This is a genomic window from Pseudomonas jinjuensis (assembly GCF_900103845.1).
GTDB classification, from domain to species: Bacteria; Pseudomonadota; Gammaproteobacteria; order Pseudomonadales; family Pseudomonadaceae; genus Pseudomonas; species Pseudomonas jinjuensis.
This window is the reverse complement of sequence record NZ_FNIJ01000001.1, coordinates 119,659-132,429: the sequence shown is the minus strand read 5'-3', so window position 1 is coordinate 132,429 and position 12,771 is coordinate 119,659. Positions and strand designations below refer to the sequence as shown.

At 66.6% G+C, this 12,771-nt stretch carries 12 protein-coding genes; all 12 read right to left on the bottom strand.

Features of this window, described 5'->3' with window-relative positions; genetic code table 11:
- Positions 1–47: 47 nt before the first annotated feature.
- Positions 48–329, bottom strand: a complete 282-nt coding sequence (locus BLR75_RS00605; RefSeq protein ID WP_084313135.1) for a GTPase — start codon at positions 327–329, stop codon at positions 48–50.
- Positions 330–339: 10 nt separating this feature from the next.
- Complete coding sequence (astB, locus tag BLR75_RS00600) at positions 340–1,686, bottom strand: N-succinylarginine dihydrolase (protein ID WP_084313134.1); 1,347 nt, start codon at positions 1,684–1,686, stop codon at positions 340–342.
- Positions 1,683–3,146 carry a succinylglutamate-semialdehyde dehydrogenase gene (astD, locus tag BLR75_RS00595; protein ID WP_084313133.1) on the bottom strand — a complete coding sequence of 488 codons (1,464 nt, stop codon included), beginning with the start codon at positions 3,144–3,146 and terminating at the stop codon, positions 1,683–1,685. Before astD ends, astB begins: the two co-directional genes overlap by 4 nt.
- A gap of 29 nt (positions 3,147–3,175) precedes the next feature.
- Positions 3,176–4,195, bottom strand: a complete 1,020-nt coding sequence (gene astA, locus BLR75_RS00590) for an arginine N-succinyltransferase (RefSeq protein WP_084313132.1) — start codon at positions 4,193–4,195, stop codon at positions 3,176–3,178.
- An 11-nt stretch (positions 4,196–4,206) separates the two neighbouring features.
- Entirely contained in the window at positions 4,207–5,223 is a 1,017-nt protein-coding gene (gene aruF, locus BLR75_RS00585) for an arginine/ornithine succinyltransferase subunit alpha (RefSeq protein WP_084313131.1), read from the bottom strand.
- A 159-nt stretch (positions 5,224–5,382) separates the two neighbouring features.
- Positions 5,383–6,603, bottom strand: a complete 1,221-nt coding sequence (locus BLR75_RS00580; RefSeq protein WP_084313130.1) for an aspartate aminotransferase family protein — start codon at positions 6,601–6,603, stop codon at positions 5,383–5,385.
- A gap of 368 nt (positions 6,604–6,971) precedes the next feature.
- On the bottom strand, positions 6,972–7,955 hold the full coding sequence (gene argR, locus BLR75_RS00575) for a transcriptional regulator ArgR (protein ID WP_084313129.1): 984 nt from the start codon (positions 7,953–7,955) through the stop codon (positions 6,972–6,974).
- Positions 7,956–7,992: 37 nt separating this feature from the next.
- Positions 7,993–8,757, bottom strand: a complete 765-nt coding sequence (gene aotP / locus BLR75_RS00570; RefSeq protein ID WP_084313128.1) for an arginine/ornithine transport ATP-binding protein AotP — start codon at positions 8,755–8,757, stop codon at positions 7,993–7,995.
- Positions 8,758–8,774: 17 nt separating this feature from the next.
- Positions 8,775–9,887 carry a succinylglutamate desuccinylase/aspartoacylase family protein gene (locus tag BLR75_RS00565; protein ID WP_084313127.1) on the bottom strand — a complete coding sequence of 371 codons (1,113 nt, stop codon included), beginning with the start codon at positions 9,885–9,887 and terminating at the stop codon, positions 8,775–8,777.
- A gap of 10 nt (positions 9,888–9,897) precedes the next feature.
- Positions 9,898–10,596, bottom strand: a complete 699-nt coding sequence (locus BLR75_RS00560; protein WP_084313126.1) for an ABC transporter permease — start codon at positions 10,594–10,596, stop codon at positions 9,898–9,900.
- A 10-nt stretch (positions 10,597–10,606) separates the two neighbouring features.
- Complete coding sequence (locus BLR75_RS00555) at positions 10,607–11,296, bottom strand: ABC transporter permease (RefSeq protein ID WP_084313125.1); 690 nt, start codon at positions 11,294–11,296, stop codon at positions 10,607–10,609.
- 130 nt (positions 11,297–11,426) lie between these two features.
- On the bottom strand, positions 11,427–12,206 hold the full coding sequence (locus BLR75_RS00550) for an ABC transporter substrate-binding protein (protein WP_084313124.1): 780 nt from the start codon (positions 12,204–12,206) through the stop codon (positions 11,427–11,429).
- Positions 12,207–12,771: the final 565 nt, after the last annotated feature.

Sequence of the window (12,771 nt, the reverse complement as noted above, 5' to 3'; positions counted from 1 at the left end):
ACGTCTCCATCGGGCCGCGCGGTCCGCATCGGCCGCGGCTACAGCGTTCAGTGGTCGTGGTCACAACCACAGTCTGGACCATGTTCGTGCACTTCGGCGGGTTCCAGCTCCAGGTTCAGCAGGAGCTGGTTGACCGCCTGCGGACGGACCACCAGGACCGGAATCTCGGTGTCCTCCTCGAAGGACTCGACGTACACCAGCAGGCCACCCCTGCCGTCCGCCTCCAGCCAGAGCTCGCGGCCCTCCAGGCGGATGGCGATGCGCGCGCTATGGGTTTCACGGCGTTCGCCGTGGGCGTCTTCGAGGATCAGCGGAAGGCTTTCGGTCATGGCGGGATACTCAATCGATCTGGAAGGGATAAACGGAACCCAGTTTAAGGATCCGGCTCAGCTCGTCCAACGCCGTCCGGCACTCCACCAGCAGCTGGGGGTCGGCCAGGTCGGCCTCGGACAGACGGTCGCGGTAGTGCTTGTCGACCCAGGCGACCAGGGTGTCGTGCAGCGCCGGGGTCATCACCACGCCGGGATTCACCGCCGCCAGCTCGGTGTCATTCAGCGCCACGCGCAGGCGCAGGCAGGCCGGGCCACCGCCGTTCTGCATGCTCTGCTTGAGGTCGAACACCTTCACCTCGCGGATCGGCCCGTCCTCGGCGGTCAGGCGCGACAGGTAGGTCCACACCCGCTCGTTCTGCCGGCACTCCTCCGGGACCACCAGCAGCATCGAACCGTCGGCGCGGCTGAGCAGCTGGCTGTTGAACAGGTAGGACTTCACCGCATCCTCCACCGTGACCTGCGCGCGCGGCACACAGACGGCGCGGAAGCGCCCGCCGCGGCGGCTGAGCTTGTCGTGCAGCTCGGCGAGCACGTGCTCGGTGTTGAGGAAGGCGTCCTCGTGGTGGAACAGCACTTCGCCGTTGCCCACGGAAATCACGTCGTTGTGGAACACGCCCTGGTCGATCACCGCCGGATTCTGCTGGGCGTAGACCACGCCCTCCTCGCCCAGGCCGTGCAGACGGGCCACCGCCTGGCAGGCTTCCAGGGTCTGCCGCGCCGGGTAGCGCTGCGGCGCCGGGAAGCGCGCATCGAAGGCGCTGCGGCCGAAGACGAAGAATTCCACGCCGGCCTCGCCGTAGCTCCTGCAGAAGCGCGTGTGGTTGGCCGCGCCCTCGTCGCCGAACTGCGCCACCGCCGGCAGCGCGGCGTGGTGGGCGAAGTGCTTCTCGTCCCTGAACATCGCACCGAGGATGCGGCTGGTGACCGGATGCTCGATGGAGCGGTGGAACTTGCAGTTCAGGTTGGCCGCGGTGAAGTGCACGCGGCCGTCGGCGGTATCCGCGCTGGGACTGACGGTGGCGGCGTTGGCGGTCCACATGGAGGATGCGGAGCTGACCGCGGCGAGCAGCGGCATGGCCTCCTTCGCCGCTTTCGCGATCACCTCGGCGTCGCTGCCGGTGAAGCCCAGCGCGCGCAGCGAGGCGACGGCGGGACGCTCCTGCGGGGCCAGCACGCCCTGCTTGAAGCCCATCTCCATCAGCGCCTTCATCTTCGCCAGGCCCTGCCTGGCTGCCTCGCGCGGGTTGGACGCCGCCTGGCTGTTGCTCTGCGAAGCGACGTTGCCGTAGGACAGGCCGCCGTAGTTGTGGGTCGGGCCGACCAGACCGTCGAAATTCATTTCATAGGCGTTCATAGGCTGATCCCCGGGGACAGAGTGGCGGGCAGGCTGAGGGATTCGCTTTCCAGCGAGGCCACCGGATAGGCGCAGTAATCGGCGGCGTAATAGGCGCTCGGGCGATGGTTGCCGGAGGCGCCGATGCCGCCGAACGGCGCACTGCTGGCGGCGCCGGTGAGCTGCTTGTTCCAGTTGACGATGCCGGCGCGGCTCTCGATCAGGAAGTCCTCGAAGCGCTGCCGCGAATCCGACAGCAGTCCGGCGGCCAGGCCGTACTGGGTGGCGTTGGCCTCGCGCACGGCGGCGTCGAAGTCGGCGTAGCGGATCACCTGCAGCAGCGGGCCGAAGAATTCCTCGTCGGGACGCTCGGCGACGTTGGTCACATCGAGGATGCCCGGGGTCAGCAGGGCGGCGCCGGCCAGCGGCTGGGTCATCGGCAGCAGCGCCACGGCGCCCTTGTCCAGCAGTTGTTCCTGGGCCTTCATCAGGTGCGCGGCGGCGTTCAGCGAGATCACCGAGCCCATGAACGGCGCCGGCTGCTCGTCGAAGCGACCGACCTTGATGGTCGCGGTCACCGCCACCAGGCGCGCCAGCAGCGCATCGCCCCAGGCACCTGCGGGAACCAGCAGGCGGCGTGCGCAGGTGCAGCGCTGGCCGGCGGAAATGAAGGCGGACTGGATGATGGTGTAGACGGCGGCGTCGACGTCCTGCACCTGGTCGACGATCAGCGGATTGTTGCCGCCCATCTCCAGCGCGAGGATCTTCTGCGGCTGACCGCCGAACTGGCTGTGCAGCAGGTTGCCGGTGCGGCTGGAGCCGGTGAAGAACAGGCCGTCGATATCGGCATGGCCGGCCAGGGCGACGCCGGTGTCGCGGGCGCCCTGCACCAGGTTGAGCACGCCGGCCGGCAGCCCGGCCTCGGCCCAGCACTGCACGGTCAGCTCGGCGACCTTCGGGGTCAGCTCGCTGGGCTTGAAGATCACCGCGTTGCCGGCCAGCAGCGCCGGAACGATATGGCCGTTGGGCAGGTGGCCGGGGAAGTTGTACGGGCCGAACACCGCGACCACGCCATGCGGCTTGTGCCGCAGCACGGCGGTGGCGTCGGCCAGCGGGCCGCTCTTCTCGCCGGTGCGCTCGCGATGGGCCTGCACCGAGATGGCGACCTTGTTGACCATGCTGGTCACTTCGGTGGCGGCTTCCCACAGCGGCTTGCCGGTTTCCTCGCCGATGGCGCGGGCCAGCTCGTCGGCCTTGCCCTTGAGGGTGGCGGCGAATTTCTCCAACACGGCGATGCGCTCTTCCAGCGGACGCCGCGCCCAGGCCGGGAAGGCGGCGCGGGCGGCAGCCACGGCGCGCTCCACCTGGGCCGGCGAAGCGGCGCGGCCGCTCCAGACGCGGGCCTGGCTCACCGGATCGAGCGATTCGAATTCCTCGCCCTCGCCAGCCAGCCATTGGCCGGCGATATACAAACTCGTCATCTTCTAGGCTCCCCTGATCCCGTTACGGATCAGCTGCGTTTTGCCGACAGGGCGACCGCGCGCACCGAGGCGCCGGCGGCCAGGCGCAGGCGCTTGGCGGTCTGCGCATCGACCACCAGCGAACCGGCGGCGACCCGCGCCGGTGCCGCTGCGATGCGACACTCCTCGCGCTTGCGGTTGTGGATCAGGTAGGGCTCGGCGTCGTCGCCCGGCGTGCCGATCGCCAGCACCAGCGTCTCGCTGTCGGCGATGGCGCGGATCTTGTCGGTCGGCGCCTCGATGGCCGGGCCGGCGTCGAAGATGTCGACGTAGCCCTGGTAGCTGAAGCCCTCGGCCTTGAGCATCGCCAGGGCCGGTTCGGTGTTCGGGTGCACCCGGCCGATCACCGCCCGCGCCTCCTCGGAGAGGAAGCAGGTGTAGAGCGGGAACTTCGGCATCAGCTCGGCGATGAAGGCCTTGTTGCCGACGCCGGTGAGGTAGTCCGCCTGGCTGAATTCCATCTTGAAGAAGTGCCGGCCGAGGCTTTCCCAGAACGGCGAGCGGCCTTCCTCGTCGGACATGCCGCGCATCTCGGCGATCACCTTGTCGCCGAACAGCTCGCGGAATTCGGCGATGAACAGCATGCGCGCCTTGGACAGCAGCCGGCCGTTGAGTCCGCTGCGGTGGTCGGCATGCAGGAACAGCGAACACAGTTCGGACTGGCCGGTGAGGTCGTTGGCGAGGAACAGCGTCGGGATCTCGCGATGGATGCCGAGTTCCTGGGAGGCGCTGACCACCAGGCCGACGCGGTAGTTGTACCAGGGCTCGCGCAGGCCGACGGCGCCGGCGATGGCGGAAATCCCCACCACCTTGCCGTCATCGTCTTCGAGGACGAACAGGTAGTCGGCGTCGGCGCGTTCGGCTTCGCCGCGGAAGGTCTTCTCCGCCCAGCCGACCCGATGCGCCAGGCGCTGTTCGTTGGCCGGCAGGGTGGTCAGGCCGGTGCCGGTGCTGCGGGCCAGGTCCAGCAGGGCAGGAAGGTCGGCGCTGGTGACAGGACGAACGATCATGCTGGACTCCCTCAGACCGCGACCAGGCGCACGCTGGCGCCTTCGCCGATGCCCAGGGCCTCGGCGGATTCAGGATTCAGGGTCACCGGCTTCCCCGGCACCCAGTCGAGTTCGGCGACGATGGCGCGGAAGTCCTGCAACTGGCCGTTGGTCACCAGGTAGCTGCGGGCGCCCTTCCCGGCGTCGCCGATGCGTGCCGGCACCAGGCGGCTCTGGGCGATGGAGCGGATGCCCGAGGTGCGCGCGTGCAGGGTCGGGCCGCCATCGAAGATGTCGATGTAGTTGTCGGTCTCGAAGCCTTCGCGCATCAGGATGTCGAAGGTGATCTGCGCGCGTGGGTGGACCTGGCCCATGGACTCCTGCGCCTCGTCCGGCAGCAGCGGCACGTAGATCGGGTAGTGCGGCATCAGCTCGGCGAGGAAGGTGCGGCTCTTCAGTCCGGAGAGCTTCTCGGCCTCGCTGTAGTTGAGGTCGAAGAAGTTGCGCCCGACCGCATCCCAGAACGGCGACTCGCCATGCTCGTCGCTGTAGCCGACGATCTCCACCACCACCGCGTCGGCGAAGCGTTCCGGATGGCTGGCCACGAACAGCAGGCGGCCGCGGGAGTTGAGCTCGGCGATCGGCGTGTTCACCAGGCCGCGCTCGACGTAGAAGCTGGTCAGCAGGCTGGTGCCGGTGAGGTCGTGGCACAGCGAGAGGACGTGGATCTTGTTGTGGATCTTCAGCTCGCGCGAGGCATGCACGAAGGTCTCGTTGCGGAAGCTGTAGAACGGCTCGGAGAAGCCGGCCGAGGCGACGATCGCCGAGCAGCCCACCAGACGGCCGCTGTCGGTGTCCTCGACGACGAAGAAATAGCTTTCCTCGCCGTTGAAGCTCACTTCGGCGGCGAAGGATGCCTCCGACGCGACGATCTTCTCCTTCAGCACTTCCGCGTCATCCGGCAGCGACGTGACGCCGACCGGGCTGTCCGCGGCGAGACGCTGCACTTCCTGCAGGTCGGCCACTTGGGCGGGGCGCATCACCAGCATGGCGTCACTCCTCTAACCAGACATATCATCGAATACCGTCCTTGAATTCCGGACACGACGCGTCCTGCGTCACCGCATGTAAAAATCTCGGGGGACCGGCCGGACAGCGTACCGGCCGGAAAAACCGGCGGTCTTGAAAACCGCCGGGCTGTTTTCAGCTTAGCCGCGGGTCAGCGTGGCGATCGCGCGCTCGAGGCGATCCAGGCCTTCGTCGATGTCGGCATCCGGGATCACCAGGCTCGGGGCGAAGCGCACCACGTTCGGGCCGGCCTGCAGGACCATCACGGCTTCCTTCTCGGCGGCGTTCAGCACGTCCTTGGCCTTGCCCTTCCAGGCATCGGACAGCACCGCGCCGATCAGCAGCCCCATGCCGCGAACCTCGGAGAAGATGCCGTATTCGGCGGCGATCTTCTGCAGGCGCGCCTTGAAGCGCTCATGCTTTTCCTTGACGCCGGCGAGCACTTCCGGGGTGTTGATCACGTCGAACGCCGCGCCGGACACCGCGCAGGCCAGCGGGTTGCCGCCGTAGGTGGTGCCGTGGGTGCCGACCACCAGGTGCTCGGCGATCTTCGCCGTGGTCAGCATGGCGCCGATCGGGAAACCGCCGCCCAGGCTCTTGGCGCTGGAGAGGATGTCCGGGGTCACGCCGTAGTGCTGGTAGGCATACAGGTAGCCGGTCCGGCCGAAGCCGCTCTGCACTTCGTCGAAGATCAGCAGCGCGTCGTTCTCGTCGCAGAGCTTGCGCACGCCTTCCAGGTAGGCCTTGTCCGCCGGCAGCACGCCGCTCTCGCCCTGCACCGGCTCGATGATCACGGCGCAGGTCTTGTCGGAAATGGCCGCCTTCAGCGCGTCCAGGTCGTTGAACGGAATGTGGGTGATGCCCTGCACTTTCGGGCCGAAGCCATCGGAGTACTTGGCCTGGCCGCCGACGTTGACGGTGAACAGGGTGCGGCCGTGGAAGCTGTCGACCATCGAGATGATCTCGTACTTCTCCGGACCATGGACGTCATGGGCGTAGCGGCGCGCCAGCTTCAGCGCGGCCTCGTTGGCCTCGGCGCCGGAGTTGGCGAAGAACACGCGCTCGGCGAAGGTGGCGTCGATCAGCTTTTTAGCGAGGCGCAGGGCCGGCTCGTTGGTGAAGACGTTGGAGACGTGCCAGATCTTGTTGGCCTGCTCGGTGAGCGCCTCGACCAGCGCCGGATGCGCATGGCCCAGGGAGTTCACTGCGATGCCGCCGGCGAAGTCGATCAGCTCTCGGCCGCTCTGGTCCCAGACTCGCGAACCCTGACCACGCACCGGAATGAAAGCGGCCGGGGAATAGTTGGGGACCATGACCTGGTCGAAGTCGGAACGTTGGACCTGCGCTTGCGGAGCGGACATCGGGGTTCTCCTGCCTGGAGGCGGCTATCGATGAAAGGATTGTAGGGACTGGAACCGGGCCGGCATTGCCGCCATGCGACAACTTGTTATAGCGCCAACCCGCGGATTTCCGAGGCTTACGGAAATGCGACAGAAAGCTTCGGGAAGGCGCAGTTTAAACGCCGGGGCGCAGGCGGGGGCATGGGGAGAAGGAAATTTCTTGGGAGTGTCCGCGGATGGGCGGAACCGTACGCTCCACCGATCCACCATGGCCGCGCATGCGGCCCCGCAATGGTGGATGAAAAAAGCCTCATCCACCCTACGCAGGATGAGGCCGCGCACCCTGCAGAAGCGGGCCATGCCCGCGAACAAGAGCGGCGCAGGGCTCCTCAGCCCCGCTCGCTGACCACCGGCGCCGCATCCGCGGCACCCTGCCCGCGCCGCTGGTTGCGATCCTCGCGCGGGGTCACGCCGAAGAAGTTGCGGTAGGCGCTGGAGAAGTGCGGGCCGCTGGAGAAGCCGCAGGACAGGCCGATCTGGATGATCGACTTGCTGGTCTGCATCAGCATCTGCCGCGCGCGGTTCAGGCGCAGTTCCAGGTAGTACTGGCTGGGCACGCGGTTCAGGTACTGCTTGAAGATGCGCTCCAGCTGGCGACGGGAGACGCAGACATGCTGGGCGATCTCGTCGGTGGTCAGCGGCTCCTCGATGTTCGCCTCCATCAGCAGCACCGCCTGGGTGAGCTTCGGGTGGCTGGAGCCGAGGCGGTTCTTCAGCGGGATGCGCTGGCGTTCGGAGCCTTCGCGGATGCGCTCGACCACCAGTTCCTCGGACACCGCGCCGGCCAGTTCCGAACCGTGGTCGCGGGCCAGCACGGCGAGCAGCAGGTCGAGCACCGCCATGCCGCCGCAGGCGCTGAGGCGGTCGCGGTCCCATTCGAACAGGTGGTTGGTGGCGATGACCTTGGGATAGCGCTCGGTGAAGTCGTCCTGCCAGCGCCAGTGCACCGCGGCGCGGTAGCCGTCGAGCAGGCCGAGCTGGGCCAGCGGGTAGATGCCGGCGGACAGCGCACCGAGGCTGGAACCGCCGCGCACGAGTTGCTTCAGCGCGGCGGCCAGCGGCGGCGCGACCTGGGCGGCAGCCTCGTCGGCCACCAGGAACACCCGCTGGCACTGCTCCAGCAGGCCCTGCCAGGGTTGCCCCGGCAGGCGCCAGCCGTCACTGCCGGCGGGATCTTCGGCGAGCATGAAGACCGGATCGTAGAGCGCCTCGGGATGCAGCCGGCGGGCCACCCGCAGGGCCTCCTCGGCGAGCGCCAGGGTCAGCGCGCGAGTCTGCGGCCAGAGCAGGAAACCGATGCGTTGGGCTGTCATGCTGGACGTTCCATCGACCTCTTCTGAATGCGTTAGCTTACTTCAAGCTGCCGGAAAGGAACTGCTTGAGGCGTTCCGAGCTCGGATTGGCGAGCACTTCCTTCGGGCAGCCGCGCTCTTCCACCAGCCCCTTGTGCAGGAACACCAGTTGGTTGGACACCTCGCGGGCGAAGCCCATCTCGTGGGTGACCACCACCATGGTGCGGCCTTCCTGGGCCAGGTCCTGCATGACCTTGAGCACTTCGCCGACCAGCTCCGGGTCGAGCGCCGAGGTCGGTTCGTCGAACAGCATCACTTCCGGCTCCACCGCCAGCGCGCGGGCGATGGCCACGCGCTGCTGCTCGCCGCCACTCATATGCGCCGGATAGGCGTCCTTGCGGTGCGCCACGCCGACCTTCGCCAGGTAGTGCTCGGCCTTCTCGATGGCTTCCTTCTTCGACACGCCGAGCACATGCACAGGCGCCTCGATGACGTTCTCCAGGGCGCTCATGTGCGACCACAGGTTGAAGTGCTGGAACACCATCGACAGGCGTGAGCGCATGCGCTGCAGCTGCTTGCTGTCGGCCGCCTTCAGCCCGCCGTTCTTCGCCGGCACCAGCTTCAGTTCCTCGCCGTTGAGGAGGATCTTGCCGGCGTGGGGCTGCTCCAGCAGGTTGATGCAGCGCAGGAAGGTGCTCTTGCCCGAACCGGACGAGCCGATGATGCTGATCACGTCGCCGGCCCTGGCGGCCAGGGATACGCCCTTCAGCACTTCGTGGTTGCCGTAGCGCTTGTGCAGGTCTTGGACTTCCAGTTTGTACATGCTGTCGGTTCTCGGATTCAGTCGTTGATCAGCTTGCCGGTGCGGAACGCCTCGCGCCCCGCGACCTTGGCCATCCACCCACCGGGATGGGCGTAGCGCGCGCGCTCGATGGCGAAGAGCACGCCGGAGGTGCCGGCACGCACGACGCTGACACGGTCGTTCAGCGGGTCGACCACTTCGAACAGGGCGTCGCCCTTCTCCACCCACTCGCCCGCGTTGCGATGGAAGCTGACCACGCCGGCGTGCGGCGCGTACAGGTATTCGGTGCCCTCGAACGGCATGCCTTCGCAGCATTCGGCGGGCGCGGCCGGCCAGTCGCCGGCGATCAGGCCCTGCTCGGCGAGGAAGCCGAGGATGGCTTCGGCATTGGCCCGGGCCTGCTCGACGCGGGTATCGCCGACGCCGCCCAGCTCCACGGTGGTCGCCAGGCAGGCCAGCGGAATCGCCGCCTGCGGGAAGGCGCGCGCCAGGCGCAGCCAGGGCAGCGAGCAGGACTCGTCGAAGGAGCTGCCGCCGGAATCCTCGGCGAGCAGCACGACGCCGGCCTTCAGTCGCGCCGCCAGGGATTTCCAGCGCGGCCAGTGTTGCGGGATCGCATAGAGGTGGATCGCCGCGTCGAAATCGCAGTGCAGGTCGAGCACCACCTCGGCGTCGCAGGCATGGCGCAGCAGCAGACGCTGCATGGCCTGCAGCTCGGAATCGGCTGGCGGCAGCTGCTCCAGCGCCTCGACCATGGTCTTGCGGATCAGCGCGACGTTGGCCTGTTCGTCCGCGCCCAGCTGTTCGCCAATGCGCTTGCCGACCAGCTCGCTCAGCTCGACGAAATCGCGGTTGAAGTTCTTCCCGCTGCCCATCTCGAAGCGGCCGAGATGGCTGGCCTGGAGGATCTGGCCGAGGCCGATGGGGTTGGCCACCGGTACCAGTTCGACGCGGCATTTCAGCTGCCCGGCGGCTTCCAGCTGCGCCAGGCGCTGCTTGAGTTCCCAGGCGGTGCGCATGCCCGGCAGTTCGTCGGCATGCAGGCTGGACTGGATGTAGACCTTGCGCTCGCCGGCACCGAAGCGGAACACGCTCAGCCGGCGCTCGCTGCCAAGGCTGCCCCAGGGCAGCGGATGATCGATTCGTTCCATGCTGTGCTCCTCAGTGCTTGCGCGGGGCCAGGTAGGCCAGGTAGCGGCGCTCGGCCATCTTGAACAGGCGCACCAGGGTGAAGGTCAGGACCAGGTAGAACAGGCCGGCGGTGATGAACGCCTCGAACGGCATGTAGTACTGCGAATAGACGGTACGCGCCGCTCCGGTGATGTCGACCAGAGTGACGATGGAGGCCAGGCTGGTGGTCTGCAGCATCATGATCACTTCGTTGCTGTACTGCGGCAGCGCGCGGCGCAGCGCCGAGGGCAGCAGGATGCGCCGGTACATCTTCAGCCGCGACATGCCCATCGCCTTGGCCGCCTCGATCTCCCCATGGGGCGTGGCCTTCAGGCTGCCGGCGAGAATTTCCGCGGTGTAGGCGCTGGTGTTGATGGCGAAGGCCGCACAGGCGCAGAAGGTGGCATTGGACAGCCACGGCCACAGCACGCTCTCGCGCACCGCTGCGAACTGGGCGAGGCCGTAATAGATGAGGAACAGCTGCACCAGCATCGGCGTGCCGCGGATCACATAGGTGTAGAACCAGGCCGGCAGGTTGACCAGCGGCTGCTTGGACACGCGCATCAGCGCCAGCGGAATCGCCGCCAGCAGGCCGAAGAACAGCGAGATCGCCAGCAGCTTGATGGTGACCCAGAGGCCGCTGATGTAGAGCGGGATGCTGTCCCAGATGACCGAGAAGTCGAGAATCACGATAGGCTCCTTACAGATCCGCGACTTTCACGCCGACCGAATAGCGGCGTTCCAGCATGCGCAACAGCAGCAGCGAGACGCTGGTCACCACCAGGTACAGCGCCGCGACGGCGAGGTAGTAGGTGAACGGCTCGCGGGTGGCGTCCGAGGCCTGCTTGGCCTTGAACATCATGTCCTGCAGGCCGACCACGGAAATCAGCGCGGTGGCCTTGACCAGCACCAGCCAGTTGTTGGTGAAGCCGGGAATCGCCAGGCGGATCATCTGCGGCACCTGGATGCGGAAGAACACCTGCAGGCCGCTCATGCCGTAGGCGAAGCCGGCCTCGCCCTGCCCTTTCGGGATCGCCATGAAGGCGCCGCGGAAGGTTTCCGAGAGGTAGGCGCCGAAGATGAAGCCGAGGGTGCCGACGCCGGAAACGAACGGATTGAGGTCGATATAGTCGTCGTAGCCGACCATGGGCGCGAGCCAGTTAACGATCGCCTGGCCGCCGTAGAAGATCAGCAGGATCAGCACCAGGTCGGGCACGCCGCGGATCACCGTGGCGTACAGGTCGCCGCACCAGGCCAGCCATCGCACCGGCGACAGGCGGAAAGCCGCGCCAAGCAGACCGAGCACGATCGCCAGCAGCATCGACAGCAACGCCAGTGACAACGTCAGCCATGCCCCGTCGAGGATGGTCGCCCCGTAGCCTGTGAACATCGTTCAATACCTCGTCAAACCGCCCGCCGCCGCGGCGCAGTGCCGGCAACCCAGCCGTTATCGTGCGCAAATAAAAAGTGGCACAAACTTCGGGAGCTTACCCTGGTTTGTGCCACTTCCGTGGATGGGATCAGTTCCCGCCGTAGACGTCGAAATCGAAGTACTTGTCCTGGACCTGCTTGTACTTGCCGTTGGCGCGTACCGCGGCGATGGCGGCGTTGAATTTCTCGACCAGGGCCTTATCGCCCTTGCGCACGGCGATGCCGGCGCCGCCGCCGAAGTATTTCGGATCGTTGTATTCCGGGCCCACGAAGGCATAGCCCTTGCCGGCGTCGGTCTTGAGGAAGCCATCGTCGAGGTTGACCGAGTCGGCCATGGTCGCGTCGATGCGGCCGGAGACCAGGTCCATGTTGGCTTCCTGCTGCGAGCCGTAGCGCACCACCTCGACCCCGGCCGGGGCCAGCACGTCGGTGGCGTAGCGGTCATGCACGCTGGCGCGCAGCACGCCGACCTTCTTGCCCTTCAGGTCGACGGTCGGGTCGTTCATGGCCGCGCCTTCCTTCATCACGAAGCGCGCCGGGGTGTGGTAGTACTTGTTGGTGAAGTCGACCGACTTCTGGCGCTCCGGAGTGATGGTCATGGACGACAGGATGGCGTCGATCTTGCGCACCTTCAGCGCCGGGATCAGGCCGTCGAACTCCTGCTCGACCCACTGGCACTTGACCTTCATTTCCTCGCACAGCGCGTTGCCGATATCCACGTCGAAGCCGGCCAGCTGGCCTTCCGGGGTCTTGAAGGAGAACGGCGGGTAACCCGCTTCGATGCCGATGCGCACCGGCTTGTCGTCGGCATGGGCGACCAGGGAGAGCGCGGACATGGCCAGCGCGCCGAGAAGTACGAACTTCTTCATCATCAGCTCCTTCGAGGATGTGACTTCGATTGCGGAGAAAGGAATCGGCCCTGGCTGTCCGTGCAAATGGAGGGGTGGATCATCTGCGCATGGCTGTAGCGAGTCTCTGGTGGAACGCGCCAACCGGGGTGGCGGCATTCTAGCGGCAGCCCTGAAGCCGTTATTTCTTCAATGCGACAACAAATTATAGAAGGGCCGGAAGGGGTGGCTGGCGATCTTGACGGGGCACGAGAATCGTGCAAAGGCAGGAGCAATCGAACCGAACTATCAAGCAATATTTGCGCCTGCATTCCTGCAGGCCGCGTGATTACTGGATTTCGGGTTATTGGCGGGGTTTTGACGGGGCATTCGGGGGCGCCGTGCGTTTCCCGATGCCTCAATCTGGGGCAGGTCTGTTACGGGATGGGGTAACAGATGGCCATGGTGGAAAACGCTTCGCGGTTTTCCACCCTACGGAGCCGCTCGACACACTGTAGGAGCAACTGTCTCGCGCCATGGCCAATCGCTGGTGTAGGGCGAATGAAGCGGAACGCTTCATCCGCCGACCAGGCCACGCCGATGGGAT

What these genes read in the sequence shown, in the direction of transcription:
- BLR75_RS00605 (WP_084313135.1), bottom strand. Translation starts at nt 329, where the DNA reads ATGACCGAAAGCCTTCCGCTGATCCTCGAAGACGCCCACGGCGAACGC.
- astB (WP_084313134.1), bottom strand. Translation starts at nt 1,686, where the DNA reads ATGAACGCCTATGAAATGAATTTCGACGGTCTGGTCGGCCCGACCCAC.
- astD (WP_084313133.1), bottom strand. Translation starts at nt 3,146, where the DNA reads ATGACGAGTTTGTATATCGCCGGCCAATGGCTGGCTGGCGAGGGCGAG.
- astA (WP_084313132.1), bottom strand. Translation starts at nt 4,195, where the DNA reads ATGATCGTTCGTCCTGTCACCAGCGCCGACCTTCCTGCCCTGCTGGAC.
- aruF (WP_084313131.1), bottom strand. Translation starts at nt 5,223, where the DNA reads ATGCTGGTGATGCGCCCCGCCCAAGTGGCCGACCTGCAGGAAGTGCAG.
- BLR75_RS00580 (WP_084313130.1), bottom strand. Translation starts at nt 6,603, where the DNA reads ATGTCCGCTCCGCAAGCGCAGGTCCAACGTTCCGACTTCGACCAGGTC.
- argR (WP_084313129.1), bottom strand. Translation starts at nt 7,955, where the DNA reads ATGACAGCCCAACGCATCGGTTTCCTGCTCTGGCCGCAGACTCGCGCG.
- aotP (WP_084313128.1), bottom strand. Translation starts at nt 8,757, where the DNA reads ATGTACAAACTGGAAGTCCAAGACCTGCACAAGCGCTACGGCAACCAC.
- BLR75_RS00565 (WP_084313127.1), bottom strand. Translation starts at nt 9,887, where the DNA reads ATGGAACGAATCGATCATCCGCTGCCCTGGGGCAGCCTTGGCAGCGAG.
- BLR75_RS00555 (WP_084313125.1), bottom strand. Translation starts at nt 11,296, where the DNA reads ATGTTCACAGGCTACGGGGCGACCATCCTCGACGGGGCATGGCTGACG.
- BLR75_RS00550 (WP_084313124.1), bottom strand. Translation starts at nt 12,206, where the DNA reads ATGAAGAAGTTCGTACTTCTCGGCGCGCTGGCCATGTCCGCGCTCTCC.